A 26,584-nucleotide genomic window follows, 5' to 3' on the forward strand; every position below is an offset into this window, starting at 1 on the left:
TACTGAATGTCCAGATTCTTTATCGACCGGCCGATCTTCGCCTGGGTGATCGCCCTGGTGATCATGCTGGCGGGTGGCCTGTCCATCCTCAAGCTGCCGATCAACCAGTACCCGAGCATCGCGCCGCCTGCCGTTTCCATCCAGGTCAGCTACCCGGGTGCCTCGGCGCAGACGGTGCAGGACACCGTGGTGCAGGTGATCGAACAGCAGCTCAACGGCATCGACGGCCTGCGCTATGTCAGCTCGTCGAGCAACTCCGACGGCAGCATGGAGATCATCGTTACCTTCGAACAGGGGGTGAACCCGGATATTGCCCAGGTCCAGGTGCAGAACAAGCTGCAACTGGCTACCCCGCTGCTGCCACAGGAAGTCCAGCAACAGGGCATCCGCGTGACCAAGTCGGTACGCAACTTCCTCATGGTCATCGGCGTGGTGTCGAAAGACGGCAGCATGACCCGTGAGGACCTGTCGGACTACATCGTCTCCAACCTGCAGGACCCGATTTCGCGGACCAAGGGCGTCGGCGACTTCCAGGTGTTCGGCGCCCAGTACGCCATGCGCATCTGGCTCGACCCGGCCAAGCTCAACAGCTTCCAGCTGACCCCGGTTGACGTGCGCAGCGCCATCCAGGCGCAGAACGTGCAGATTTCCTCCGGCCAGTTCGGCGGCCTGCCAGCGGCGCCGGGCAACCAGCTCAACGCCACCATCATCGGTAAAACGCGCCTGCAGACCCCGGAAGAGTTCCGCAAGATTCTGCTCAAGGTGCAGGCCGATGGCTCCCAGGTGCGTCTGGGCGATATCGCCAAGGTCGAGCTGGGCGGCGAGAACTACGCCATCAACGCGCAGTTCAACGGCCTGCCGGCCTCGGGTCTGGCGATTCGCCTGGCCACCGGTGCCAACGCCCTGGACACCGCCAAGGCAGTGCGTGAAACCATCGAAGGCCTGGAGCCGTTCTTCCCGGCCGGCATGGAAGTAGTCTTCCCCTACGACACCACGCCGGTGATCTCGGCCTCCATCGAAGGGGTCGTGCACACCCTGTTCGAAGCCATCGTGCTGGTGTTCCTGGTGATGTTCCTGTTCCTGCAGAACCTGCGCGCCACCATCATCCCGACCATGGCGGTGCCGGTGGTACTGCTCGGCACCTTCGGCATACTTGCCGCGTTCGGTTTCTCCATCAATACCCTGACCATGTTCGCCATGGTCCTGGCCATCGGCCTGCTGGTGGACGACGCCATCGTGGTGGTGGAGAACGTCGAGCGGGTGATGCGCGAGGATGGGCTATCGCCCAAGGAAGCGACGCGCAAGTCCATGGGGCAAATCCAGGGCGCACTGGTGGGCATTGGCCTGGTGCTCTCGGCAGTGTTCTTGCCGATGGCTTTCTTCGGCGGCTCCACCGGGGTGATTTACCGGCAGTTCTCCATCACCATCGTCTCGGCCATGGCCCTGTCGGTGCTGGTGGCGCTGATCTTCACCCCAGCGCTATGCGCCACCCTGCTCAAGCCCATCGACAGCGATCACCACGAGGCCAAGCGCGGCTTCTTCGGCTGGTTCAACCGCACCTTCGAGCGCGGCAGCAATGCCTATCAGCGCGGCGTTGCGGGCATGATCAAGCGCAAGACACCGTACCTGCTGCTGTACCTGGTGATCGTCATCATCATGGCGTGGATGTTCACCCGCATCCCCACCGCCTTCCTCCCCGAGGAAGACCAGGGCGTGCTGTTCGCCCAGGTGCAGACGCCGTCCGGCTCCAGTGCCGAGCGTACCCAGGTAGTGGTCGACGAAATGCGCCAGTACCTGCTGGAAGAGGAAGCGAGCACGGTCAAGTCGGTATTCACCGTCACCGGCTTCAACTTCGCCGGCCGCGGCCAGAGCTCCGGTCTGGCCTTCATCATGCTCAAGCCCTGGGGCGAACGTCCCGGCGCCGAGAACGGCGTAGCCGCACTGGCGCAACGCGCGCAGATGCACTTCTTCAGCTTCCGCGATGCGATGGTGTTCGCCTTCGCCCCGCCGGCAGTGATGGAGATGGGTAACGCCACCGGCTTCAACTTCTTCCTGCAGGACCAGGCGGGCGTCGGCCACGAGGTGATGAACGAAGCACGCGACAAGTTCATCCAAATGGCCAACCAGCATCCGGTGCTCGACAGCGTGCGCGCCAACGGCCTGCGCGACGAGGCCCAGTACCAGTTACTGATCGATGACGAACGCGCGCGCGCACTCGGCCTGTCGCTGTCGGACATCAACAGCACCCTGTCGATTGCCTGGGGCGCCAGCTACGTCAACGACTTCATCGACCGCGGTCGGGTGAAGAAGGTCTACCTGCAAGGCGTGTCCGACGCGCGCATGAGCCCGGCAGACCTGAACAAGTGGTACGTGCGCAACGACCAGGGCCGCATGGTGCCGTTCAGTGCCTTCGCCAGCGGTGAATGGACCTACGGTGCGCCGAAGCTGGCGCGCTACAACGGCGTCTCGGCAGTGGAAATCCTCGGCGCACCGGCGCCCGGCTACAGTACCGGTGATGCCATGGCTGCCGTCGAGGAGATCGCCTCGCAGTTGCCACAGGGCGTCGGCTACTCCTGGACCGGGTTGTCCTACGAGGAACGCCTGGCCGGTTCGCAGACCACCGCGCTGTTCGCGATCTCCGCCATCGTCGTGTTCCTGTGCCTGGCAGCGCTGTACGAGAGCTGGTCGATCCCGTTCTCGGTGATGCTGGTGGTGCCGCTGGGGATCATCGGCGCCTTGATGTTCACCGAACTGCGTGGCCTGTCCAACGACGTGTTCTTCAAGGTTGGCCTGCTCACCACCATCGGTCTGTCGGCGCGTAACGCGATTCTCATCGTCGAGTTCGCCAAGGCCCAGTACGAACAGGGCATGACCTTCGCCGAAGCGGCCATCGAAGCCTGCCGCATGCGCTTGCGCCCGATCATCATGACTTCGCTGGCGTTCATCCTCGGCTGTCTGCCGCTGGCCATCGCCAGTGGTGCCGGCGCGGGCAGCAAGCACGCCATCGGCACCGGGGTGATCGGCGGCATGCTCAGCGCGATGATCCTGGCGATCTTCTGGATTCCACTGTTCTACGTCGTGGTCTGCTCGATTTTCGAGAAGAAGCGCCCCGAGCCGACCCGTGAAAACGAGAAGGAGGTACTGCAATGAGGCAGTCCCTGTTGTCCCTGGCCGTGGCCGCCGCTCTGCTCAGCGGCTGCAGCCTGATTCCCGACTATCAGCGCCCTGACGCTCCGGTGGCCGCCGACTGGCCGCAAGGCGAAGCCTATGGCAGCGCCGCCAGCGAAGGCAGCCGTGCGGCGGCCGACCTGCAATGGCGCGAGTTCTTCCGCGACCCGGCGCTGCAGCAACTGGTGCAGGTGGCACTGGAGAACAACCGCGACCTGCGTGTCGCTGCGCTGAACGTCGAAGCCTATCGCGCGCTGTACCGCATCCAGCGCGCCGACCTGCTGCCGTCGGTATCCGCTGATGGCGCCGGCACTCGCCAGCGCCTGCCGGCCGATCTGAGCCAGACCGGTGAAGCCCGTACCAGCGGTCAGTACAGCGCCACCCTGGGCGTCAATGCCTGGGAGCTGGACTTCTTCGGCCGTATCCGCAGCCTCAGCGAGCAGGCCCTGCAGCAGTACCTGGCCACCGAACAGGCCCAGCGCAGCACGCAGATCAGCCTGGTCGCCAGCGTCGCCAACGCCTACCTGCAATGGCAGGCGGATCAGGCGCTGCTGCAACTGACCCAGGACACCCTGAAGACCTTCGAGGAAAGCTACCAGCTGACCCAGCGCAGCTTCGATGTCGGTGTCGCCGATGCCCTGGCCCTGAGCCAGGCACGCAGCTCGGTGGACAGCGCCCGCGTCAGCCTCGCGCAGTACCAGCGGCTGGTCGCTCAGGATCGCAACGCCCTGATTCAACTGCTCGGCACCGGCCTGCCGGCCAATCTGCCGCAAGGGCTGAAGCTCAATGCAGAACTGCTGGAACAGGTTCCGGCTGGCCTGCCCGCCGACCTGCTGCAGCGTCGCCCCGACCTGCTGCAGGCCGAGTACCAGCTCAAGGCCGCCAACGCCAATATCGGCGCGGCGCGTGCGGCGTTCTTCCCCAGCATCAGCCTGACCGCCAATGCCGGCACCGCCAGCAGCCAGTTGTCCGGCCTGTTCGACGGCGGCTCGGGCACCTGGCTGTTCCAGCCGCAGATCAGCCTGCCGATCTTCAACGCCGGACGTCTGCGCGCCAACCTCGACTATGCCGAATTGCAGAGCGATATCCGCGTCGCCGAGTACGAGAAAGCCATCCAGGTGGCCTTCCAGGAAGTCGCCGACCGCCTCGCTGCACGCACCACCTACCGCCAGCAACTGGACGCGCAGCGCGCCCTGCTGGAAACCACCGAGACCTATTACGACCTGGCCGAACGGCGCTACCGCACCGGCGTCGACAGCTACCTGACCCTGCTCGACGCCCAGCGTCAGCTGTTCAGCGTGCGCCAGCAACTGATCGCCGACCGCCTGGCCCAGCTCAGCAGCGAAGTGGAGCTGTACAAGGCCCTGGGTGGTGGCTGGAGCAATACGGGGAGCAACGCCCCACAAGGTTGACCGCGCGTAACCCGCTTCAAGGACGACCTTATCCCACGCGCCGCCCCCGCAGTCTTTGCGGGGGCGTTTTTTTGCTGGGTCAGTCGGTCAGAGTTCGGACTTGAGCGTCTCGAACGCTTCTTCGAGATAACTGGCCACGGGCTTGGGCTGACCCACCTGCTCCTGCCAGGTCTGGATCGCCAGGCGCATGGCGCCCAGAGACGCCATGGCCACCACGCGCAGGGTCATGCGCCGCTCGGGTTGGCGCCATACCTCACAGAGCGTGGCGAACAGCTGCCTCTCCTGCTCGGCGTAATGCGCCTGCTTGCGTGCCAGCAGCGACTCGCTGGAGCGCATCAGCCGGTCGATGGCCGCCATCTGCTCGGTGGTGTAGCGGGAAATATGACTCACCAATACATCGCGCACGGCGTCCAGCGGCGCGATATCCGGCGACACCTGCAGCAGCTCGCTATGGATGCTGGCCCAGCCGGCCTCCTGCCAGGACAGGATGACGTCATCCTTCGACTTGAAATAGGAAAAGAAGGTACGCCGCGAGATACCAGCCTCGGCGGCGATCGCGTCGAGCGTGGTGCTTTCGTAACCATTTGTGAGAAACAACTGCAGCCCGACTTCGGCGATACGCTGCCGAGTAGCCCGGCGCTTGCGCTCTCGCAGGCCTTCGGCAGGCGCATTGCCCTCGGGAGGGAGAGATTCGGACATTCCAATAGCCTATTGCGATAATTGCACTGAGTGCACTAATGCTTGCACTCAGTGCAATTATTTATGCATTCAGATTAGCGCCCCATTCTGAGGTAAGGCAACGATCATGGCCAACTGGACCGCTTCCGATATTCCCTCGCTACACGGTCGCACCGCCGTCATCACCGGCACCGGTGGGCTCGGCTTCGAAGACGCAAAAGCCCTGGCCGAAGCGGGAGCGCGGGTGATACTCGCCGGCCGCAACCCTTCGCGTGGCGCGGCTGCCGTCGAGCAGATCCGCCAACTCAATCCGGGTTCAGACGTCTGCTTCGAGCAGTTGGACCTGGCCAGCCTCGACTCCATCGACGCGTTCGCCAAACGCCTTGGCGACTCCGATAGCCACATCGACCTGCTGATCAACAACGCCGGGGTGATGACGCCGCCGCAGCGCCAGGAGACGGCCGACGGCTTCGAACTGCAATTCGGCACCAACCACCTCGGTCACTTCGCCCTGACCGCCCAACTGTTGCCGCTGCTGCGCAAGGGCGATCAGCCGCGCGTTGTCAGCCTCTCGAGCATCGCTGCCAGGCAAGGCGCCATCGACCTGAGCGACCTGCAATCCACCCGTGACTACAAGCCTATGGTCGCCTACAGCCAATCCAAACTGGCCTGCCTGATGTTCGCCATGGAGCTGCAACGCCGCAGCAACGCGGCTGGCTGGGGTATCCGCAGTATCGCGGCGCATCCGGGTGTGTCACGTACCGAACTGCTGCCCAATGGCGCCGGCAAGTGGAGCGCGGCCGGCAGTGCCCGGCGCCTGCTCTGGTTCCTGTTCCAGCCAGCGGCTCAGGGCGCGCTGCCGACGCTGTTCGCCGCTACCGCCCCGCAAGCCCAGGGCGGCGCCTACTACGGCCCGAACAGGCTGAGCGAAACCCGCGGCTATCCCGTTCTCGCCAGAACGCCTCTGCAGGCAATGGACCTGGGTATGGCCAGACGCCTGTGGAACGAATCCGAACGCCTCACCGGCATGTCATTTCCCGCCGCGCCTTTGCGGGTCACCAAGCCCTACCAACTCTTTCCATAGCCTGAACAGCCGCCAGGGAATCCGCACCACGATGAACTCGACTCTGAAATACCAAGCCAGCAGCGACGACCTTGACCTTACCGACTCCGCCGACTTCGTCGCACAACCACGACGCAGAGGCTGGAAGATGCTGGCAAGCGCATTGCTGGCCATGCTGGCCGTATCGAATACGGCCACGGCCAATACCACCGAAGCAGAGGAGTCGGCCTACGAAATCAGCGATTTCGACTGGCTCGATCAGACCCGCTCGCGCGCCGTTCCGGTACGCCTTTACTGGCCGGCCAACGTGCAGCCAGGCGCCAGCGTGCCGCTGGTGGTGTTCTCCCATGGCATCGGCGGCTCACGCAAAGGCTACAGCTACCTCGGCAAGCACTGGTCGAGCCACGGCGTCGCCAGCCTGCACGTGCAGCATGTCGGCAGTGATTCTGCGCTGTGGCGGGGTAACCCGTTCGCCGTGGTGGAGCGCCTGCACGATGCCGCCCAGGAGAGCGAAGCGATGGCCCGTGCCAGCGATGTGAGCTTCGCTCTCGACCAGATGCTTTCCGCTGCGACAGGGAAGATGGGCGCTGCGGTCGACCCACAACGTATCGTCATCGCCGGACACTCCTACGGCGCCAACACGGCGCTGCTCACTGCAGGAGCACAGGTGGTCAGGGATGGCCAGGTCATCAGCTACCGCGATCCTCGCTTTGCCGCCGCGGTGATCATCTCGGCCCCGCCGTTCTATGGTGAAAACAACCTGGCAGCGGTGCTCGGTCAGGTTTCGGTACCGACCCTGCATGTGACCGCCACCGATGACGTGATCCAGATTCCGGGTTATCGCTCTGGCGCGGATGACCGCCTGGCAATCTACGATGCGGTGGCCAACCCGACCAAATTGCTGGCGGTATTTCGCGATGGCTCCCACAGCATCTTCACCGATCGCTCGTTCACCGGCGGCCCCTCGCTCAACGCCAAGACCAAGGCAGCCACGGCCGACCTGAGCCTGGCTTTTCTCGACCTGGTATTTCGCGGCGATGGCGCGGCACTGACGCAGTGGCGCAGCGACTGGCAACCCATCCTCGCTCAGGCTCGGGGCATGGACACCGCATCAGTCACAAGCCGACAACACGCCGTCAATAACTGAGACCTCGCCGCTCAGCCCAACCCCGCCAACAGCTGCGCGCAATCCTGCGCGTGCAGCCCGGTCAGCTCCGGCCAGGGGTTGTCCGGCAGGTTGACCAGCACGCTGCGCGCACCGGCGGCCTGGGCGCACTCCAGGTCGAAGCGGTAGTCGCCGACCATTACCAGCTCACGCGGCGTAACGCTCCAGCGCTCGGCGAGGTGCAGCAGCCCACCCGGATGCGGTTTGGGTGGAGCCTCGTCGCGGCCAAGAATATCCGCCCTGGCAAAGCAGTCATCCAGGCCGATGGCCTGCAACGTCAGCAACGCCAGCGAGTGAGCATTGCGCGTGAGGATGCCGAGCTGGCAGCCGCGCTCGCACAGGGTGCGCACCAGCTCGATGGCACCCGGCGCCGGGCGCGAGGCCACCGCCAGTTCGCGCTCGTGCTCGAGCAGCCAGGCATGCTTGGCCGCGGCCTCTTCTGCCGGTAGCGCCGCCAGGTGATGAAGGATGTCATCCTCCTGGGGAATGCCCAGCGCCCGCTTGATCGCCGGGAAATCATGCACGGCCAGGGTCAGGGTGCCATCCATGTCGAACACCCAGTGACGTGCTTCGCGCAGTGTTCTCACTTCCAGTCCTCACGCACGCGCGTCAGACCTTCCTGGGCTGCCGAGGCCACCAGTTCGCCCTGGCGATTGTAGATGCTGGCGCGGGAGAAGCCGCGGGCGTTGCCGGCCCAGGGGCTGTCCATGGCGTATAGCAGCCAGTCGTCCATGCGCAGGTTGCGGTGGAACCACAGCGAATGGTCGAGGCTGGCCACCTGCATGAACTTCTGGAACACCGACACACCATGCGGCTGCATCGAGGTGGTCAGCAGGTTGAAGTCGCTGGCATAGGCCAACAGGTACTTGTGCAGCTGCGGGTCGTCCGGCAGCTCGCCGGCGGCGCGGAACCACACGTACTTGACCGGTTCGCAGGGCTGCGGGGCAAAGGGGTTGATCAGAGTGACCGGGCGGATCTCGATCGGCTTGTCGCTGATCAAGCGCTCACGCATGCGCTCGGGAATCATCGGCGCCACCATGCGCGCCAGTTCGGTTTCCGACTTCAGGCCCTCGGGGCCGGGAACGTCCGGCATCTGGTTCTGGTGATGAAAGCCTTCCTCGTCGTACTGGAAGGACGCACTGCAGAAGAAGATCGGCTGGCCCTTCTGCACCGCCACCACGCGGCGGGTGCTGAAGCTGCCACCATCGCGGGTGCGCTCGACCTGATAGACCACCGGCAGGCTGGCATCGCCCGGGCGCAGGAAGTAACCGTGCATGGAGTGCACGTGGCGCGCCTCCTCGACCGTCTGGCTGGCAGCGGAAATGCATTGGCCAAGCACCTGGCCGCCGAACAGCTGGCGAAAACCGAGATCCTGGCTGCGGCCACGGAACAGGTTTTCCTCGATCTGTTCCAGGCTCAGCAGCGCGACCAGATCGTCGAGTACCTGGGTCATGGAGTCTCTCCTTGTGCAGGGGTTGGTAATCGCGGTTGGGAATAGGCCGGCAGGGACGTCAGGCGTTCATCCCATACAGCGCGGCCAAGGGTGAAATGGTAAAGACTTTGCCAGCCGCTGTCGGCATCGCCGAGCAATTCCCGCAAAGCGTCGTCGAAATAACAACCGATGCCAGTACCCGAAAGCCCGGCCGCCTCGGCTTCCAAATAGAGCACCTGACCAATCTGGCCACATTCCCAGTAGAGCCGTGGATAACGCCAGGCACCATCCGTCACGGCGCGCTCCACCCGCGCCAGCATGGCCAAGGCTACACAGCCGTCAGCGGCGATGTCCTGGCCACAACTGAGGAACCCCGCCAGGCCACGGGCGTCGCCTTCGAGCAGACGATACAGCGGCAGCTCCTCGTCCACCCGCTGCCACAGGTAATCCTCGCGTAACGGCTGCACACCGCTGCCCGTGCGATCCAGCCAGTACAGGCCAGGTTGCAGACCCTGCACGCGATGGACGAACAGCAGCAGGTCGATCTCGCTCCGCTCACCGCTCACGGCAAAGGGCACCGGTGACTGCTGCGGCATAAGGCGGTGCAGCCAGGCCAGCAGCAGTGCAGCCTGGATGCCGCTGCGACCGTCCATGGCCTGCGCGCTACGCCGACGATGCAGGATCGGCCTCAAGGGCAGGCCGGGGTTGTCATTGCGAACACCAGCAGCATCTACGCTCCAGACGGAGCGAGGACGTGCCGGCGCACGGCATAGCCCATGTATGCGCTGCAACTCGGGCCAATGGCGATACTCACGGGACAGGCGATTGGGCGCACCACTACGCTCAAGCTGTGCCAACGCTGTCAGCAGGGCCTCGGGCAGCGCGAATTCCATCGTCTGCGCCGGACCGATCCACAGCAGGCAGTCGCCGTGTTCGGCTTCGTGAAAGTCGTCTCCGTCCAGTCCCAGCAGTCCGTCCAGACGCGCCTCGGCCACGCCGTGCAGCATGCGCACCTGCCAGCCCTGCACGCTGGCGGCGATGGCCAGCGCCGCCAGGGCATGCCCCAGGTCGTGCTGGCAATAGCGGTAGGCTCGCTCGCCGTACTTCCAGGCTTCGCGCCAGGCAATGCTGCTCAGGCCGAGGAGAAAGCCGCCCGGCGGCAGGCAATCGGCAAGCTGCCGGCCAAGCGGCGGCGGCAGCTCGCTACGTATCTCCAGGGCATGGATATCCGGTGCGTAGTGAGCGAGCACAGCGGCTTCAGCCACGACACCCGGCGGCAACAGCAGATAAGCCTCGGTCGGGTGCAGGTTGCCGGACGACGGGTTGACCCGCAGCGCCCAGCGGCTGCCGCCAGCCTCCTTCCAGGCGGAAATGGCCAGGCTGTCGTACAGCAGTTGCGAGACGCTGGCTCGATTCAGTGGTGCGGGCGGCGTCTGCGGCCCGACGAATGCAACATCGTAGGCCGGCCCCTCTTCCAGCGGGCGGTGGTACAGCTCGATCAGCCGGGCACCGTTGTAGCGACGAAACGGTGCCGGCTGAGTCGCCCAATCCAACTGCCCCGGTCCCGGTGCGAAGCGCTCGGGGGCGTGTTTGCTGAGCTGGTGATAGGCGAGCACGTCCGTCATCGCTGCGCCTCCCACTGCTCGCGGCTTATGCGGTAGAGCACGTGCGGCTGCAAGGGATGACCGGACGGCACGCGCGGATGGAGAAAATCGCCGCTCTCGTCGCGCTGCATACCGATGCTACGCATCACCGCCTGCGACGGCAGGTTGGCCGGCACGGTGAAACTCAATACCTCGTCCAACCCAAGCTGCTCGAAGGCCACCGCCAGTGACGCGCGCGCCGCCTCACCGGCATAACCCTGGCGCCAGTGCGCCCGCGCCAGACGCCAGCCGATCTCCACAGCCGGTACGAACGGCGCATCGAAGCCGACCTGTGCCAGGCCGGTGACACCGATCAGCTCGCCAGTGTCGCGCCGCTCCAGCGCCCAGAAGCCAAAGCCGTGCTCATCGAAATGCGCCCGGATGCGCGCCAGCAGTTGTGCGCTCTGCTCGGCGTCCATAGGCGCGGGAAAATGACGCATCACCTCGACATCGGCATTGAGTGCGGCCAGCGCCGGCAGGTCACTGTCGCGCCAGGCACGCAGCAAGAGGCGCTCGGTGGAGGTTTCGATCAGGGGCATGGCGATTGTCTCGATTGGCTGCGACCATATGGCGTCGACTCGATGAGCACCTATTGTATGCCGCTTACAGCCTGCCCTTCGCGGCCAGGCATCCTTCCCCATGGAGAAATTCCGCCTGCTGCGTGATCACCTGGTCGACCGCGGCCTGAGTACCGATGCCGAACTGCATCATCCCAAATAATCTCCAGCGGAGGCCCTCGCCCTTCGACTACATCGCTTGCTACATGGCTGGCGAACTGTCATACGAGAACCCGCACAGAAAAGGTCTGGCAAGGCCAGGCGTAACGGACGACGACAGATAGCATGTACCACGGAGAAAAATTCAACGCCTGGAGCCACCTGATCGGCGCCGTTCTGGCGGCCATCGGTGCAATATGGCTATTGGCGCTGGCCAGCTCCACGGGCGACGTCTGGAAAATCGTCGCCGTGGCCATCTACGGCGTCACCCTGATATTGCTGTACAGCATCTCCACCCTCTACCACAGCATGCGCGGCCCGGCGAAACGGGTGATGCAAAAACTCGATCACCTGTCGATCTACCTGCTGATTGCCGGCAGTTACACCCCGTTCTGCCTGGTAACCCTGCGCGGCCCCTGGGGCTGGACCTTGTTCGGTATCGTATGGAGCCTTGCGCTGATCGGCATGCTGCAGGAAATCAAACCCCGCTCCGAAGCACGCGTGCTGTCGTTGATCATCTACGCGGTGATGGGTTGGATCGTGCTGGTGGCGGTAAAGCCCTTGATCGCCGCCCTGGGTATGACCGGTTTCAAATGGCTGGCGGCTGGTGGTGTGCTCTACACCGTAGGCATCATCTTCTTCGCCTACGACAGCCGCTTTCGCCATTGGCATGGCATCTGGCACCTGTTCGTCATGGCCGGCAGCCTGCTGCACTTCGTGGCGATCCTGTTCTACGTGCTGTAACGATTTTCTTGCGCCGATTGAAAGACGTTCAACATGGCCAGTCTTTTTCGCCTTTGCTGATAAAGCCAAACTGAGCCTCACTGCCTGCCGGCCTCAGGGTGAATGTTCTCCGCTATTGATCACCGAGGCAGCCGCAACGGCGGATAACGCTTGTATAGCGCATTCGCCCTTCCCAGTGCACAACAGGAAACCTGCAATGACGTCTCTTTCTCGCCCCATCCGCCGTGCGGCCAGCGCCACACTGCTGGCTCTTTCCATACCATTTTTCAACCCGGCCCTTGCTGCCAAGGTCGGCGACCTGGAAGTGGTCGCCGAACTGCCGATCCGCCCCGGCAACGTCGCCCCCAGCGCGGACAACCGGGTGTTTGCCACGGTCCATCCCTTCGGCGCGCCCGCTGCCGCTCAACTGATCGAAATCACCGGCCGCGACAGCTACAAACCCTGGCCCACCGGCAAGTTGCAACGCGGCACCGCCTCCGCCAACGATGCGCAGATCGATACACCGCTGGGCATCGCCATCGATGGCAAGAACCGCCTGTGGATAACCGACATGGGCCTGAACCTGGGCAAATCCCGTCTGTGGGGCTTCGATGTTGCGACTGGCGATGAGCTGTATCGCATCGAGCTGCCTTCCGATATCGCGCCCAAAGGCAGCTTTATCCAGGACCTGGCCGTCGACGACAAAGAGGGCTGGATCTACCTGGCGGACATTGCCAACCCCGGCCTGATCGCCGTAGAGATCAGCAGCGGCAAGACACGGCGCTTCAGCGGTCATGCCGCGTTGCAGGCAGAACCCGACGCCAGGATGGTCATCGGCGGCGTGCCGATTCAGTTCCAGGGCAAGCCTGCCAACGTGGCGGTCAATCCGATCACCCTGTCGGCCGACCATGCCACCCTGTTCTTCGGCGCCATGAACGGCAAGACCTGGTACTCGTTGCCCAGTAAGCTGCTGCGTGACGGCGCCAGCGACGAGCAGATCGCGGCGGCCATCCAGCGAGTCGGTGCCAAGCCGGTTTCCGACGGCGCCGGCACCGACGCCAAGGGCCGGCATTTTTTCACCAACCTCAACGACAATGGCATCGACCTGCTCGACACCGACGGCGTGCTCAAGCCGCTGGTACGCGACGCCCGACTGGACTGGCCGGACAGCGTGCATGTGGGTCACGACGGCTGGCTGTATATCTCGGTCAATCAGCTATACAAAACCCCGGCCTTCACCGGCGGCGCCGACAGCGGCACACCGCCTTATCGCGTGATGCGCGTATGGCCGGGAGAATAAGCCCCCCGCAGCCACGGCCCGCATCATCCGTGCTCTGACAACGATCATCGTTGTGCCTATCGGTTTGATCACCGATTACAAGACCGGAGTCGTTACCCACCAAGCCACTTCCACAGCGCTGGCCCTGGCCGGCACTGTGGGCAGTGGACATCATTGGAGATATTCAGCTTTAGCTCGGAGCAGGTTTCGATCAGGGGGCATGGCGATTGCCTCGATTGGCTGCGACCATAGGGCGTCGATTCGATGAGCACTGCCTGTATGCCGCTACCGCTGGTCTACCATGAGGATTACAGCCCGCCCTTCCCAACCGGGCATCGCTTTCCCATGGAGAAATTCCGCCTGCTGCGCGATCATCTGGTCGACAGCGGCCTGACCACCGATGCCGAACTGCAGCGTCCCGAACTCTGCCCAGCGGAGATCCTCTCCCTGGTTCACTGCCCCGACTACATCGCCCGCTACATGGCCGGTGAGCTGTCATACGAGGACCAGCGCCGCCTCGGCCTGCCCTGGAGCGATGCCCTGGCACGGCGTACCGTGCGCGCCGTGGGCGGCTCGCTGCTGACCGCCGAACTGGCACTGCGTCACGGCCTGGCCTGTCACCTGGCTGGCGGCACGCACCACGCGCACTACGACTTCCCCTCCGGTTTCTGCATTTTCAACGACCTGGCGGTGATCGCCCGCTATCTGCTCGAAGCGGGCCGCGTGCACCGCGTACTGATTTTCGACTGCGACGTGCATCAGGGCGACGGCACCGCGCGGCTGCTGGAAGACGAACCGGACGCCGTTACCGTGTCGCTGCATTGCGAGCAGAACTTCCCGGCACGCAAGGCGCAGAGCGACTGGGATATCCCCCTGCCGCGCGGCATGGGCGACGAGGATTACCTGAAGGTGGTAGACGACATCCTCAACTACCTGCTGCCAATCTACCAACCGGACCTGGTGCTCTACGATGCGGGCGTCGACGTGCACAAGGACGATGCCCTGGGCTACCTGCAACTCACCGACGCGGGCCTGGCCGCGCGTGACGAAGCCGTGCTGCAGCATTGCCTGGACCGCGATATCCCAGTACTCGGGGTAATTGGCGGCGGCTACTCCAAGGACCATGCAGCCCTCGCCCGCCGCCACGGCATCCTGCATCACAGCGCGGCCCGGGTGTGGGCGGCGCGAGGGTTGGGCTAGCCCCTCGTAAGGCGGGTGAAACCGGCCACAGATGAACTGGCGGGTTGCACCCGCCCTACGCAGTCCTGACGATCAGCCGGCCAGCACCTTGTCCAACGCCTGCTCCAGGGTCGCCACGGTACGCTCGATATTGCCCAGTTTGTCCAGGCCGAACAGGCCCAGACGGAAGGTCTGGAAGTCCGCCGGTTCGTCGCATTGCAGCGGCACGCCGGCGGCGATCTGCAGACCGACGGCGGCGAACTTGGCGCCAGTCTTGATCTGCCCGTCATCGGTGTAGCAGACCACCACGCCCGGTGCCTCGAAGCCCTCGGCCGCGACGCTCTTGAAGCCGTGCGCTGCCAGCAGCGCACGCACCCGGTCGCCAAGCTCCTGCTGTTGCTGGCGTACACGGTCGAAACCGAGCGCCTTGGCTTCCAGCATGGCATCGCGAAAACGCGCCAGGGCGTCGCTGGGCATGGTGGCGTGATAGGCATGGCCGCCCTGTTCGTAGGCCTGCATGATCTGCAGCCACTTCTTCAGGTCACAGGCGAAGCTGCTGCTCTGGGTCGCCTCGACACGCGCCTGCGCCGCCTCGCTCAGCATCACCAAGGCGCAGCACGGCGAGGCGCTCCAGCCCTTCTGCGGCGCGCTGATCAGCACGTCGATGCCACAGGCCTGCATGTCCACCCACAGCGTGCCGGAGGCGATGCAGTCGAGCACGAACAGGCCGCCGACCGCGTGCACCGCGTCGCTCACCGCGCGCAGGTAGTCGTCCGGCAGGATCATGCCCGAGGAGGTTTCCACGTGCGGGGCGAACACCACCTGCGGTTTCTCGGCAGCGATGGTGGCCAGCACCTCCTCCAGCGGCGCCGGGACGAACGCAGCCTGATGGCCTTCGGCGACCGGACGCGCCTTGAGCACCCGCGCCTCGGCGGGAATCCGGCCCATCTCGAAGATCTGCGTCCAGCGGTAGCTGAACCAGCCGTTGCGGATTACCAGGCACTTCTGATCGGTCGCCAACTGCCGCGCCACCGCCTCCATGCCATAGGTGCCGCTGCCCGGCACTACTGCCACGGCGTGGGCGTTGTAGACCTGTTTCAGGGTGGCAGAGATATCGCGCATCACGCCCTGGAACGACTGCGACATATGGTTCAGCGAGCGGTCGGTGTAGACCACCGAATATTCGAGCAGGCCATCGGGATCGATGTCGGGGCAGATTTGGGACATAACAGGCTCCAGCCGAAAAGGTTCGAGCTGAACCTGCCCCAACCCTGGGCAAATGACAAGGCCGGGGAGCACTCGGGTAGAATGCCCAGCCGTTCCCTCACCGCCCCGCCACCATGACCACAGACAGCCCGACCACCGCTCATCACGTCGCCATCATCGGCGGCGGCCCTGCCGGGCTGATGGCTGCCGAGGTGCTGGCGCAGGCCGGCGTGCGCGTGGAGCTGTTCGATGCCATGCCCTCGGTGGGGCGCAAGTTCCTGCTGGCCGGGGTGGGCGGCATGAACATCACCCACTCCGAGCCCAAGAACGCCTTCATCGGCCGCTACGGCGAGCACCAGGCCGAAGTCGCGGCGCTGCTGCGCGAGTTCGACGCCGACGCCCTACGCGCCTGGATCCATGGCCTGGGCATCGATACCTTCGTCGGCACCTCCGGCCGCGTATTCCCCAGCGACATGAAAGCCGCGCCGCTGCTGCGCGCCTGGCTGCGCCGCCTGCGCGAACTGGGCGTGACGATCCACACGCGCAGCCGCTGGCTCGGCTGGAACGCGGATGGCAGCCTGCGTATCGCTGGCTCGGATGGTGAGCGCGCACTGGTCGCCGATGCCTACCTGCTGGCACTGGGCGGCGGCAGCTGGGCTCGGCTGGGTTCCGACGGTGCCTGGGTGCCCCTGTTGCAGGCACGCGGCATCGAAGTGGCAGCGCTGAAGCCAAGCAACTGCGGTTTCGAGGTGGCCGGCTGGAGCGAGTATCTCAGGGAGAAATTCGCCGGTGCGCCACTGAAGAACGTAGCGCTGAGCCTGCCCGGCCAGGCGCCTCGCATCGGCGAGTTCGTGCTCACCGCAGGCGGTGTCGAAGGCAGCCTGGTGTACGCCTTTTCCGCCAATATCCGCCGCGCCATCGAGGCCGACGGCCAGGCCGTGGTTCACCTCGACCTGTTGCCGCAGATGCCATTGGTCAAGCTGCAGCAGGCGCTGGGCAAACCGCGCGGCAAGCACTCGATGGCCAAGCATCTGCATCGCCAGGCCGGGCTGGACGGCGTTAAGGCTGCCCTGCTGCGCGAGTTGGCGCCGACCGAAGCCTTCGTCGACCCAGCCGCCCTGGCGCCGTGGATCAAGGCGCTGCCGATCACCCTGTTGCGCACCCGCCCACTGGACGAGGCGATCAGCTCCGCCGGCGGCGTCCCCTTCGCGGCATTGGATGACGGCCTGATGCTCAAAGCCTTGCCCGGCGTGTTCTGCGCTGGCGAAATGCTCGACTGGGAAGCCCCCACTGGCGGCTACCTGCTCACCGCCTGCTTCGCCAGCGGGCGGGTCGCGGCGCAGGGCTTACTGGCCTGGTTGAAACCGTAGGAGCGATCACGACGCCAGGTACAGTGCGCGACGGCTGAAAAAGCACTGAAACCGTCGTGACGCCGTACGGGCTGAGGCTATGCTCAGAATTAGCGCTCTCCACACAGGTAATTCCCCGCCGTGATCCCGCTGCTGGTCTGCGACGACTCCAATATGGCGCGCAAGCAACTGATCCGCGCCCTGCCGCCGGAATGGCCGGTTTCCCTTAGCCAAGCCAACAACGGCGAGGAGGCGCTGGCCTTGATCCGCCAGGGTCTGGGCCATGTCATGCTGCTCGACCTGACCATGCCGGTGCTCGATGGCTACCAGACCCTGGCCGCGCTGCGCGCAGAAGGGCTCAGCAGCAAGGTCATCGTGGTGTCCGGCGACGTGCAGGAAGAAGCCGTGCGCCGCGTGCGCGAGCTGGGCGCGCTGGCCTTCATCAAGAAACCCGCCGACCCCGAAATCCTGCGCCAGACGCTGATCGAGCTGAAGCTGTTCGACCCGCAGGCGACACCCGCAGCGCAGGCCCAGGCCGCTGCGCTATCGGAACTCAAGGTCAGCTTCCGCGATGCCCTGCGCGAGGTAAGCAACGTCGCCATGGGCCGCGCCGCCGCGTTGCTGGCCAAGGTACTGGGTGTATTCGTGCAGTTGCCGGTGCCGCAGGTGAATATCTTCGAAGTCAGCGAGCTGCACATGACCCTCCTCGACGCCCAACGCGGCGAGCGCTTTAGCGCCATCTGCCAGGGCTTCATCGGCGAGGCCATCGCCGGAGAGGCGCTGCTGCTGTTCCATGACTCGGAAGTGGACGACATGGCGCGCCTGCTCGGCTGGCAGCCGGAGAACGAAGCGCAAACCTCGGAGATGTTGCTGGACCTGGCCAGCATCCTGACCGGCGCCTGCCTGGCCGGCGTCGCCGAGCAACTCGACCTGCGCTTCTCCCAGGGCCACCCGCAGTTGCTCGGCCAGCATGCCAGTCTCGACCAGCTGATCCAGGTCAACCGCCAGCGCTGGCGCAAGACCCTGGCCGTGGAGATCAGTTACAGCCTGGAAGGCCATGCCATCCACTTCGACCTGCTGTTGTTGTTCACCGAAGATTCGATCAAACGCCTGACCGACAAGATCGGCTACCTGATGGAGTGAGGCGATGCCCGCACAGATCGATATCAAGGAAGTTCACTGGCTGCTCGACATCGTGCAATGCATCGACGTCGGCGTGGTGGTGCTCGACCGCCAGTACCGCGTCGAAGTGTGGAACGCCTTCATGGAGAACCACTCGGGGCTGGGGCCGGACCAGGTACAGGGGCGTTCGTTGTTCGAGCTGTTCCCGGACATTGACCGCCCCTGGCTGGAGCGCAAGGTGGAAAGCGTGGTGCAATTGGGCACCCGTGCCTTCAGCCTCTGGCAGCAACGCCCCTACCTGATGCGCTTCAAGAGTTACCAGCCGATCACCGGCCAGGCCGATTTCATGTACCAGAACGTCACCCTGTTGCCGCTGGCCGGCCAGCCGGTGGAGCATGTGTGCCTGGTGATCTACGACATGACCGCTGCAGCCGTGGCGGCACTGGCGCAACCGGTTCGATAAAAACGCCGTAGCCCTGATGCAATCCGGGGCCGGCGGCAGGTGCTCCCGACTTGCATCCGGGCTCTGACGAAAAAGGAATTTACATGCTGCGCAGCGTTGAACTGAAAACCTTCGTCCCGGCACGGGACTTCGCCCTGAGCATGGATTTCTACCAGGCCATGGGCTTCAGGCGCGGTTGGTCGGACGAACAGATGGCCTATTTCAACCATGGTGATCACTGCGCCTTTCTGCTGCAGAACTTCTACGTGAAGGAACAGGCGGAGAACTTCGTCATGCACCTGCTGGTGGAAGAAGTCGATGCCTGGTGGCAGCAGATTCAGGCAGCCCGCCTGGATGAGCGGTTCGGCACGCGACTGATCGCGCCGCAGGATCAGCCCTGGGGCATGCGCGAGTTCATGGTGTTCGACCCCAGCGGCGTGCTCTGGCGCATCGGCCAGAACATCGACTAGTCGCGGCTAAAGCCCCTCCCACAGCGTGCCGTAGGGCGGGAGCAACCCGCCAACAGAGATTTCCAACTACTTCTTGCCGCCCTTGGGCTTGCTGCCAAAGCTCGGCACCTTGCGCACCGCCTTGGCCTTGGGCTTGGCGTCCTCTTCCTCGAACCAGCGGCCGAGGTGAATATTGCCCTTGCCGGCAGGCTTGGCCGCACCGGGGATCAGCTTCTGTTTGGGCTTCTTCGGTTTTTTCAGTACCTGGCCACCGACCGCAGTCAGCGGTACGCGGTGATCGGGAATGAAGTCCGGCTCATCGACACGCTTGATCAATTGCTGGGTCAGGTTCTCGATCGCCGCCAGCTGATCCACCTCGTCGGCGCAGACCAGGGAGATCGCCTCGCCCGTGCTGCCGGCGCGGCCGGTACGGCCGATACGGTGCACGTAGTCTTCGGCGTTGATCGGCAGGTCGAGGTTGACCACCAGCGGTAGGTCATCGATATCCAGGCCACGCGCGGCCACGTCTGTGGCCACCAGAATCTGCACCTCGCCAGCCTTGAAGCGCTCCAGTGCGCGCAGGCGGCTCGGCTGTGGCTTGTCGCCATGAATCGAATCGGCTGACACGCCCATGGCCAGCAGCTCCTGCTCGAGCTGATCGACACCCTTGCGGGTCTTGGCAAACACCAGCACCTGGCCCCAGCGTTTTTCCTGCAGCAGGTGCAGGAACAGCTCACTCTTGCGCTTCTTGTCTACCGGAATCAGCCACTGCTTGACGCTCTTGGCGGCAGCGTTGCGTGGGCTGACTTCCACCGACAGCGGGTCGCGCAGCAACTCGCCGGCCATCTGCCGGATAGCATCGGAGAAGGTGGCGGAGAACAGCAGGGTCTGGCGCTTTTTCGGCAGTGCGCTGAACAGCTCGTCCAGCTCGCGGGCAAAACCCAGGTCGAGCATGCGATCAGCTTCATCCAGCACCAGGGTCTGCAACTGGGAGAACTTCACCGCGTTCTGCCGATACAGGTCGAGCAGTCGCCCCGGCGTGGCCACCAGCACGTCGACACCCTTGCGCAGTTTCATCATCTGCGGGTTGATGCTGACGCCGCCGTACACCGCATAGCTGGTCAGGGGCAGGTGCTGGCCGTAGCTCAAAAAGCTCTGCAGCACCTGCTCGGCCAGTTCGCGGGTCGGCGTCAGCACCAGCGCACGCACGCTGTTGCTCGCCACCTGCGGCCCTTCCAGAGTCAGACGCTGCAACACCGGCAAGGCGAAGCCGGCAGTCTTGCCGGTGCCGGTCTGCGCAGCAGCCATCAGGTCGCGCCCCTTGAGCACGGCGGGAATGGCCTGGCTCTGCACCGGGGTCGGGGTCTGGTAGTCGAGTTCGGTGAGGGTGCGCAGCAGCGGCTCGATCAAACCGAGGGAGGCGAAGGTCATGGAGGGTAACCGAAGGAAGTAGGAAAACTGGCGCGTAGTTTACCCGTTCGTGCCCGTAAAGCACCGCTCTGTAGCCCGGATGCAATCCGGGCTACGACGGCTAAGCCGCGGCCAATAGCGCACGCACCTTGGCGGCAGAGAGGTTCTGCAACTGGCAGAGAAAGGCATGATCGGCCTGGTGCCGGCCATGGCGCTCGCGCAGCAGGCCGAACAGGTGCAGTGTCAGGTTCGCTGCCATCTCGGCGTCGGCCAGGGCACGGTGAGCGCGGCCGGTATCCGGCAGACCGGCCCAGGTGTTGAGATTGCCCAGCTTGTGGCTTGGCGCCTCCGGTAGCAGACGGCGCGACAGCAGCAGCGAACAGGCGAAGGGCTGCGCACGACGCCGACGCACGCGCGCCAGCTCGGCGTCCCAGAACTTCTGGTCGAAGGATGCGTTATGCGCCAGCAGCGGCCTTTCGCCGATGAAGTCGGCCACCTCGTTCATCACCTGATCCGACGGCGGCGCCTTGCGCAGCATGGCGTTGCTGATACCGGTGAGCTGCTCGATGAATGGCGGCACCCAGGCACCGCTATTCATCAGACTCTGGTAGCGGTCGACGATGCGCCCGTCCTCGATGATCGCCACGCCGATCTCGGTGGCGCGCGCCTGGGTCGGCGACACGCCAGTGGTTTCGAAATCGATTACTGCAATGGATTCCACGTACGCCTCAATGATTACGGAGCAAAAGTTCACCCTCGATGGGCACGTACAGGCTGGCGGCGCGAATCAGCGACTGCGCCGTCAGCCCGGGCGCGCCATAAGCGATGGCCTCGACGCCACGACTGCGCACACGCTCGAGCAACAAGTCGAAATCACCATCGCCAGAGGCCAGAACGATCTCGTCGACGCGCTCAACCGCGTCGAGCACGTCGATGGTGATGCCGACGTCCCAGTCGCCCTTGGCCGAGCCGTCGCTGCGCTGGATGTAGGGTTTGAGCTTCACGGTAAAGCCCAGCTTGCGCAGGATCTGCTGGAACTGCTGCTGCTTGGCGTCGCCACGGTCGATGGCGTAGGCGTAGGCCTCGGCGATCACGCCACGGCGACTGACTTCGGCCCACAGCACGCTGTAGTCGAAATGGCAGCCATAAACCTGGCGCACCGTGTAGTAGAGGTTCTGCACATCGGCGAATACGGCGATCTTCTTCACCGGGAGTCCTCGGGGCGACGAAGGCGCCAGTATGCCAGAGCTGGGCCGCGGATGCGGCCGGGGACTGGCCCGGGCGTGGCACAGCCCCTATCCTAGCCGCCATGACGCCTCTACAACTGCTGTGCCAGCGCAACCTCGACCTGCTGCAACGCCTGGATATCGCCCATCGCCTGGTCGAGCACGAGCCGGTACTGGATTACCCCACCGCCCATGCCGTGCGCCAGCGTTTCGGTCTGCGCGGCGTGGAGAGCAAGAGCCTGTTCCTGCGCTTCGGCGCCGAACGCTACGCCATGCTGATCAGCCTCGAAGGCGCTCGCGCCGACTGGACCAGGCTCAAAGCGCTGCTGGGCAGCCGCCCGCGCATCGCCAGCGACGAGGAACTGATCGAACACACCGGCTGCGTACCGATGTGCGCCTGTCCGTTCGGCCATGACGCTGACATCACCCTGCTGATCGACCGCGCGGTGCTGGCCTGCGACTTTCTGCAGTATTCACCCGGCCCACCCGAGCTGACCCTGGAAGTGCCCGGCAGCGAACTGCCGCGTCTGCTCGCCGCGCTACCCAATGCGCAGCTGGAGTACCCTTGAACCCATTCGACTGCCCTGGCGCATGGCTACAGAGCCCACGCCCCGACACTTGGTAACCTGCCGATGAGCCCTCTTTCCATCCTCCGTGATGCCTGGTTTTTCTCCAGCCACAACCTGGCGGCCATTGCCCGCCTGACCCTGCCGCTGTTGCTGCTCGAAGCCATCGCCCAGACGATCCTCGCCGCCCAGCTCGGCGAAGACGCCAACCCGGCCTATGGTGTGCTGCTCGGCATTCTCTTCTACCCGCTGTACGCGGCGCCGCTGATTCTCTTCCTGCATGCACGCAGCATCGGCCAGACGCCCGGCAACGCGCAGCTGTTCGCAGCCGGCCTGCAACTGTGGCCGACCTTCGCCCTGATGACCGGATTGAGCACCCTGGCAATCATGCTCGGCCTGTCGCTGTTCATCGTGCCGGGCATCTGGATCATGATGCGCCTGGCCTTCTCCGAACTGATTCTGGTACTGCGCCAGGAGCCGCCGCTACGCGCGTTGCAGGCCAGCTTCACGTTGACCGAAGGGCGCTTCTGGCCGGTGTTTGCCTGCCTGGCCAACGTGCTGGTGCCCTTGTGGCTGCTCGACTGGTGGACGCAACCGAGCCAGAGCGACACCCTGCTATGGGTGCTGCATCAGACTGGCAACGGCTTCCTGCAGCTGTTCGCCATCGTGGTGCTGTTCCGCCTGTTCATGCTGCTCGAACCGCAGCAGGCGGCAAAAAGCGAAAACAGTGACTAGCAGGCTGTTGAAAAAACTACCTGCTAGGCTTGCAGTTTTGGCCTGCGTAAGGAGAGCGCCATGAGCGAAACGAACCTTAGCATCCTGTCCCACGTGTCCATCGGCACCAACGATTTCGATGCCGCCAGTGCCTTCTACGCCAAGGTGCTGGCTACCCTCGGCTGTCGGGAAATCATGCGCCATCCCGGGGCGGTGGCCTTCGGCCGCGAGTACCCGGAGTTCTGGGTGCAGACGCCAATCAATGGTCAGCCGGCGACTCTCGGCAACGGCAGTCACTTCGGTTTCGTCGCCCCGAACAAGGCCTCGGTGCATGCCTTTCACGAGGCAGCTTTGGCAGCCGGCGGCCAGGACGAAGGCCAGCCAGGCCCGCGCCCGGACTATGGCGAGCCCTACTACGGTTGTTTCGTCAGGGACCTCGACGGTCACAAGATCGAGGCGGCTTACTGGGATATGGAGCTGATGTACGAGCTGTACGTCGAGCCGCACGAGCATGGCTGACACAACCTGCTACTGATGCGCCACCACCGTCTGATAACGCCGTGCCGCTCGCGCTACCCAGCCCTCGCGTAGCAGGGTCTCCAGCGCAGCCGCAAGCTGCGGCAGACGCGCCAGGCGCTGACGGGAAAAGCCGATATAGAGTTCGGTGCGCGCCTCGGGACGGTAGGCTGCCTTGACGATGCGACCGCCCAGTTCGGGGGTAAGCAAGGCGTAGTCGACCTGGCAGTCGGTGCCCACCAGTACGTCGATGCGGCCACGTGCGAGCATCTGCAGCAACTGGCTCTCGTTACTGACACCGACCTTGTTCAACTGCTGATCGCCATCGAACGGCTGGAAGTACACCGATTCCAGCACATGGCCGATGCGCAGCCCGCGAAGTTTCTCGTAGCTGTCCAGGCGCGTGGCCAGCGCCGGATTGGCGTAGAAACGCGGCGAGCAGGCGTAGTACGGCGCTTCCAGATACTGAATATAGCGCTCACGCTCCGCCGTCCTGGCCAGCCCGGTCATCAGATCGGCCTTGCCCTGTTCCAGCGCAGCCAGACCTCTCGCCCAGGGCGCGCGCTCCACATCGAAACGCAGCCCAGTGCGCCGTGACAGTTCGGCCAGCAGATCGATATCCAGCCCCTGCAACTGACCGTTCTCATCCTCCATGCGAAAGGGCGGCCAGAGATCGGTCATCACCCGTAGGGGTTCGCCTTCGCCAGCCCGGCACAGAGGCGTCAGAATCAACAGTGCGAGTAGCCAAAGACGCATCAATTGCGCCCCGAACGCTGTGGTCGCAACCCGGAAAGCCGCGGTAGCAACACCCGCTCGAACAGCCTCGGGAAGAAGCGCGCCAGCACCCGGGCACGCCAATCGACGTTGGACAACACCAGCAGACGCCGACGCTTGAGTGCCCCATGATAGATGGCCTCGGCGACATCCTGCGGCGAAGCCACCTTGCCCATCGCCAAGGGAGGTTGGGCAGCCACCGAGCCGTCACCGACCAGAGCGTTCTTGCGCAGGTCTGTCGCGGTAAAACCTGGGCACACCAGCATCACGTTCACGCCCGAGCCCTTGAGCTCAAAGCGCAGCGTCTCGAACAAGCCGTGCAGCGCGTGCTTGCTGGCGTTGTAAGCGCTGCGGTAGAGCAACGGCGCGATACCCGATAGTGAGCTGAGCACGATTATCTGTCCGCCGCGGGCAATCAGGCTGGGCAGCGCTGCCTGGGTGCAGTAGAGCGCGCCGAAATAGTTGACCGCCATGACCCGCTGGAACACGTCCAGACTGGTCTCGGCGAAGGTGCTGCGATGAGTGATCCCGGCATTGTTGACCAACACATCGATACCGCCGAAACGCTCCACCGCCAGCGCCACCGCGCGCTGCACCGCTTCGGCGTCAGCCACGTCGCAGAGCAGCCCAAGAGCCTCGGCGTTGTGATGATCGGCCAGGTGCTGCACCAGGCTGTCCAGCGCTGCCTGCTGCAGATCGAGAATCACCAGGCGCGCACCAGCCTGGGCCAGGCGCATCGCCAAGGCGCGACCGATGCCGGCACAACCTCCCGTGATGAGTACGACCTTGCGGTCGAACACCTTGTTGGCGAATACCTTGCGATACATGCATTGCTCCCGCTGCCCTGGCCTCGGCGACACTACAACCTGTTATGGCTGCCATCGCAACAGGGCGGCGTGGCTGTGTGCTTGCAACCACAGAAAAATACCCGTTCGGCGCGCTCGGCATGGTACCTCTGTGGCGTCAGTCCACTGCCCTTGTGGCTGCCATCGCAGAATGGCTGGCTGGCGCTGTGCCCACAACGGCACCAGAAATAATCCCGCCCGGCCTCCACATCCACCGCGTAGGGGCCATGCTGGGCGATCAGTGGCTGGTTCATCGCAACCTCCCGGCAGGATCGCGCATGCCTGGGCCGACAGGCCGCAGTCAGGTATCCTCGCCTCCTTCCAGCATAGCCGCCCGTTTCGCCATGTCCCTGCCTCGCCCGCTTCGCCTGCTCCTGCTCATTGTGTTGCCATTGCTCGCTGTGCTGATTGCGCTGGTGTACAGCCTGACATGGCGCCCGCTGCCCCATGAAGAAGCAGCCGTGTCATGCAGCGGGCAGGTGGCGCAGCTGCAGCCCGGCCAGGCACTCAAAGTGATGACCTGGAACGTGCAGTACCTGGCTGGCAAGCGCCATGTATTCTGGTACGACCTGCCCGGCGGTGATGGACCGGACGAGCGCCCGAGCAGCGCCGACCTGGCCATCACCCTGGATGAAGTGGTGCGCGTGCTGCGCGACGAACAACCGGATGTCGTACTGCTGCAGGAGCTGCACGACAACGCCAAGGCCAGCGACTACCAGGATCAGTTGGCCCTGCTGCAGGCACGCCTGAGCGACCTTTACCCCTGCAGCACCCAGGCCTTCTACTGGAAGGCTGGTTTCGTTCCGCACCCGCGAATCCTCGGCAGCGTCGGCATGAAACTCGGCACCCTCAGTCGCTTCCAGATCGCCCGCGCCGAACGCCTGCAATTGCCCATGCTCGATAGCGACCTGCTGAGCCGCCAGTTCCAGCTCAAGCGCGCCTTGCTGATCAGCTACCTGCCGATTCGTGGTGGCGACGAACTGGTGGCGATCAACACCCATTTCGATGCCTTCGCCCAAGGCGCGGACACCATGCAGCGCCAGGTAGAGATGACCGACGGTTTACTCCAGCAGCTGCAAACCAGCGACAAAACCTGGGTGCTGGGCGGCGACCTCAACCTGCTGCCACCCGGTCAATTCCAGCATCTGCCGGAGGATCAACGTAGCTGGTACGCCGCCGACAGCGAATTGCAGGACCTGGCCCGTCGCTACCCGATGATCCCCAGCCTGCAACAGGCCAGCGGCGCACAGCAGGCGCAGTGGTACACCCATTACCCCAACGATCCAGCCGCCAGCGGCCCGGATCGCACCCTCGACTACCTGTTCTACAGCCCACGCCTGACCCCGCTCGCCAGCCAGGTTCGCCAGCGCGATACCTTGGCGATCTCCGATCATTTACCGGTGATCGGTCGTTTTTTCCTGCCAAGTCAGGAATAAACCGTGCAGAACTGGACAAGTCCAGCGCGACTTGTCCATGCTCGTTAGGCACCACTCGATAACAACGAAAA

Annotated in this window: 27 protein-coding genes; 15 read left to right on the forward strand and 12 right to left on the reverse strand. The window is 64.3% G+C overall.

The annotated features are described in order from the left end of the window. The first annotated feature begins 6 nt into the window (after positions 1 to 6). Together BM186_RS15760 and adeC are read left to right on the forward strand one after the other, a co-directional pair. On the forward strand, positions 7 to 3,150 hold the full coding sequence (locus BM186_RS15760; protein ID WP_074916455.1) for an efflux RND transporter permease subunit: 3,144 nt from the start codon (positions 7 to 9) through the stop codon (positions 3,148 to 3,150). Beyond that, complete coding sequence (gene adeC / locus BM186_RS15765) at positions 3,147 to 4,580, forward strand: AdeC/AdeK/OprM family multidrug efflux complex outer membrane factor (protein ID WP_074916457.1); 1,434 nt, start codon at positions 3,147 to 3,149, stop codon at positions 4,578 to 4,580. Before BM186_RS15760 ends, adeC begins: the two co-directional genes overlap by 4 nt. An 87-nt stretch (positions 4,581 to 4,667) precedes the next feature. On the opposite strand, the gene BM186_RS15770 is transcribed toward adeC, so the two are convergent. Continuing rightward, positions 4,668 to 5,279, reverse strand: a complete 612-nt coding sequence (locus BM186_RS15770) for a TetR/AcrR family transcriptional regulator (RefSeq protein WP_072424352.1) — start codon at positions 5,277 to 5,279, stop codon at positions 4,668 to 4,670. 106 nt (positions 5,280 to 5,385) lie between these two features. Between BM186_RS15770 and BM186_RS15775 the strand changes: the two genes are divergently transcribed. Together BM186_RS15775 and BM186_RS15780 are read left to right on the forward strand one after the other, a co-directional pair. Next, positions 5,386 to 6,342 (forward strand): SDR family oxidoreductase, encoded by a 957-nt coding sequence (locus BM186_RS15775; protein ID WP_074916459.1) that lies wholly within the window; start codon positions 5,386 to 5,388, stop codon positions 6,340 to 6,342. A 31-nt stretch (positions 6,343 to 6,373) separates the two neighbouring features. After that, positions 6,374 to 7,468, forward strand: coding sequence for an alpha/beta hydrolase family protein (locus BM186_RS15780; RefSeq protein ID WP_074916461.1), 1,095 nt, complete (start codon positions 6,374 to 6,376; stop codon positions 7,466 to 7,468). An 11-nt stretch (positions 7,469 to 7,479) separates the two neighbouring features. Here BM186_RS15780 and BM186_RS15785 read toward each other — a convergent pair whose 3' ends face one another. From BM186_RS15785 to BM186_RS15800, 4 genes are read right to left on the reverse strand one after another with little or no spacing between them, the layout of a single operon-like run. Continuing rightward, positions 7,480 to 8,073: an HAD family hydrolase gene (locus tag BM186_RS15785; RefSeq protein WP_072424355.1), complete on the reverse strand. Its 594-nt coding sequence runs from the start codon at positions 8,071 to 8,073 to the stop codon at positions 7,480 to 7,482. After that, a complete protein-coding gene (gene tesB / locus BM186_RS15790) occupies positions 8,070 to 8,939 on the reverse strand; it encodes an acyl-CoA thioesterase II (protein WP_017675445.1) in 870 nt (289 codons plus the stop codon). Before tesB ends, BM186_RS15785 begins: the two co-directional genes overlap by 4 nt. Then, entirely contained in the window at positions 8,936 to 10,543 is a 1,608-nt protein-coding gene (locus BM186_RS15795) for a SagB/ThcOx family dehydrogenase (RefSeq protein ID WP_074916462.1), read from the reverse strand. The genes tesB and BM186_RS15795 overlap by 4 nt, the downstream gene beginning before the upstream one ends. Then, on the reverse strand, positions 10,540 to 11,100 hold the full coding sequence (locus tag BM186_RS15800) for a GNAT family N-acetyltransferase (protein WP_074916465.1): 561 nt from the start codon (positions 11,098 to 11,100) through the stop codon (positions 10,540 to 10,542). The genes BM186_RS15795 and BM186_RS15800 overlap by 4 nt, the downstream gene beginning before the upstream one ends. 303 nt (positions 11,101 to 11,403) lie before the next feature. On the opposite strand from BM186_RS15800, the gene trhA reads away from it, so the two are divergent. The 3 genes from trhA to BM186_RS15815 all read left to right on the forward strand — a co-directional run bounded on the left by trhA (position 11,404) and on the right by BM186_RS15815 (position 14,479). Next, the gene (gene trhA / locus BM186_RS15805) at positions 11,404 to 12,021 is read left to right on the forward strand and encodes a PAQR family membrane homeostasis protein TrhA (protein ID WP_074916467.1); all 618 of its coding nucleotides are present in this window, start codon (positions 11,404 to 11,406) and stop codon (positions 12,019 to 12,021) included. Positions 12,022 to 12,217: 196 nt separating this feature from the next. Further along, positions 12,218 to 13,300, forward strand: coding sequence for an L-dopachrome tautomerase-related protein (locus BM186_RS15810; RefSeq protein ID WP_074916479.1), 1,083 nt, complete (start codon positions 12,218 to 12,220; stop codon positions 13,298 to 13,300). Between the two features lie 258 nt (positions 13,301 to 13,558). Then, on the forward strand, positions 13,559 to 14,479 hold the full coding sequence (locus BM186_RS15815) for a histone deacetylase family protein (RefSeq protein WP_074916481.1): 921 nt from the start codon (positions 13,559 to 13,561) through the stop codon (positions 14,477 to 14,479). 72 nt (positions 14,480 to 14,551) lie between these two features. On the opposite strand, the gene BM186_RS15820 is transcribed toward BM186_RS15815, so the two are convergent. Beyond that, complete coding sequence (locus BM186_RS15820; protein WP_074916483.1) at positions 14,552 to 15,685, reverse strand: aminotransferase class V-fold PLP-dependent enzyme; 1,134 nt, start codon at positions 15,683 to 15,685, stop codon at positions 14,552 to 14,554. Positions 15,686 to 15,798: 113 nt separating this feature from the next. Between BM186_RS15820 and BM186_RS15825 the strand changes: the two genes are divergently transcribed. The 4 genes from BM186_RS15825 to BM186_RS15840 all read left to right on the forward strand — a co-directional run bounded on the left by BM186_RS15825 (position 15,799) and on the right by BM186_RS15840 (position 19,047). Continuing rightward, positions 15,799 to 17,034, forward strand: coding sequence for a TIGR03862 family flavoprotein (locus BM186_RS15825; protein ID WP_074916485.1), 1,236 nt, complete (start codon positions 15,799 to 15,801; stop codon positions 17,032 to 17,034). Between the two features lie 120 nt (positions 17,035 to 17,154). Beyond that, entirely contained in the window at positions 17,155 to 18,156 is a 1,002-nt protein-coding gene (locus tag BM186_RS15830; protein WP_074916487.1) for a response regulator, read from the forward strand. Between the two features lie 4 nt (positions 18,157 to 18,160). Next, complete coding sequence (locus BM186_RS15835; protein ID WP_074916489.1) at positions 18,161 to 18,598, forward strand: PAS domain-containing protein; 438 nt, start codon at positions 18,161 to 18,163, stop codon at positions 18,596 to 18,598. A gap of 83 nt (positions 18,599 to 18,681) precedes the next feature. Beyond that, positions 18,682 to 19,047: a VOC family protein gene (locus BM186_RS15840; protein ID WP_074916491.1), complete on the forward strand. Its 366-nt coding sequence runs from the start codon at positions 18,682 to 18,684 to the stop codon at positions 19,045 to 19,047. A 66-nt stretch (positions 19,048 to 19,113) separates the two neighbouring features. Here BM186_RS15840 and BM186_RS15845 read toward each other — a convergent pair whose 3' ends face one another. The 3 genes from BM186_RS15845 to BM186_RS15855 form a co-directional block, all read right to left on the reverse strand. Then, positions 19,114 to 20,457 carry an RNA helicase RhlE1 gene (locus BM186_RS15845; protein WP_074916493.1) on the reverse strand — a complete coding sequence of 448 codons (1,344 nt, stop codon included), beginning with the start codon at positions 20,455 to 20,457 and terminating at the stop codon, positions 19,114 to 19,116. A gap of 100 nt (positions 20,458 to 20,557) precedes the next feature. Next, entirely contained in the window at positions 20,558 to 21,157 is a 600-nt protein-coding gene (locus tag BM186_RS15850) for a 3'-5' exonuclease (RefSeq protein ID WP_074916495.1), read from the reverse strand. A gap of 7 nt (positions 21,158 to 21,164) precedes the next feature. After that, positions 21,165 to 21,644 carry a LabA-like NYN domain-containing protein gene (locus BM186_RS15855; RefSeq protein ID WP_074916497.1) on the reverse strand — a complete coding sequence of 160 codons (480 nt, stop codon included), beginning with the start codon at positions 21,642 to 21,644 and terminating at the stop codon, positions 21,165 to 21,167. 101 nt (positions 21,645 to 21,745) lie between these two features. Here BM186_RS15855 and BM186_RS15860 point away from each other — a divergent pair, with 101 nt between their 5' ends. The 3 genes from BM186_RS15860 to BM186_RS15870 all read left to right on the forward strand — a co-directional run bounded on the left by BM186_RS15860 (position 21,746) and on the right by BM186_RS15870 (position 23,461). Beyond that, a complete protein-coding gene (locus BM186_RS15860; protein ID WP_074916499.1) occupies positions 21,746 to 22,231 on the forward strand; it encodes a YbaK/EbsC family protein in 486 nt (161 codons plus the stop codon). A 63-nt stretch (positions 22,232 to 22,294) separates the two neighbouring features. Then, a complete protein-coding gene (locus BM186_RS15865; protein ID WP_074916500.1) occupies positions 22,295 to 22,963 on the forward strand; it encodes a YciC family protein in 669 nt (222 codons plus the stop codon). Between the two features lie 60 nt (positions 22,964 to 23,023). Then, the gene (locus tag BM186_RS15870) at positions 23,024 to 23,461 is read left to right on the forward strand and encodes a VOC family protein (protein WP_074916502.1); all 438 of its coding nucleotides are present in this window, start codon (positions 23,024 to 23,026) and stop codon (positions 23,459 to 23,461) included. Positions 23,462 to 23,470: 9 nt separating this feature from the next. On the opposite strand, the gene BM186_RS15875 is transcribed toward BM186_RS15870, so the two are convergent. The 3 genes from BM186_RS15875 to BM186_RS15885 are packed head-to-tail and all read right to left on the reverse strand — an operon-like array spanning position 23,471 to position 25,331. Next, positions 23,471 to 24,214 carry a substrate-binding periplasmic protein gene (locus BM186_RS15875; protein ID WP_074916504.1) on the reverse strand — a complete coding sequence of 248 codons (744 nt, stop codon included), beginning with the start codon at positions 24,212 to 24,214 and terminating at the stop codon, positions 23,471 to 23,473. Then, entirely contained in the window at positions 24,214 to 25,059 is an 846-nt protein-coding gene (locus BM186_RS15880) for an SDR family oxidoreductase (RefSeq protein WP_072424371.1), read from the reverse strand. The genes BM186_RS15875 and BM186_RS15880 overlap by 1 nt, the downstream gene beginning before the upstream one ends. A 32-nt stretch (positions 25,060 to 25,091) precedes the next feature. Continuing rightward, on the reverse strand, positions 25,092 to 25,331 hold the full coding sequence (locus BM186_RS15885) for a CDGSH iron-sulfur domain-containing protein (protein WP_072424372.1): 240 nt from the start codon (positions 25,329 to 25,331) through the stop codon (positions 25,092 to 25,094). 90 nt (positions 25,332 to 25,421) lie between these two features. On the opposite strand from BM186_RS15885, the gene BM186_RS15890 reads away from it, so the two are divergent. Beyond that, entirely contained in the window at positions 25,422 to 26,513 is a 1,092-nt protein-coding gene (locus BM186_RS15890) for an endonuclease/exonuclease/phosphatase family protein (RefSeq protein WP_074916759.1), read from the forward strand. Positions 26,514 to 26,584 lie beyond the last annotated feature (71 nt).

This window comes from Ectopseudomonas toyotomiensis (assembly GCF_900115695.1).
GTDB lineage: Bacteria > Pseudomonadota > Gammaproteobacteria > Pseudomonadales > Pseudomonadaceae > Aquipseudomonas > Aquipseudomonas toyotomiensis.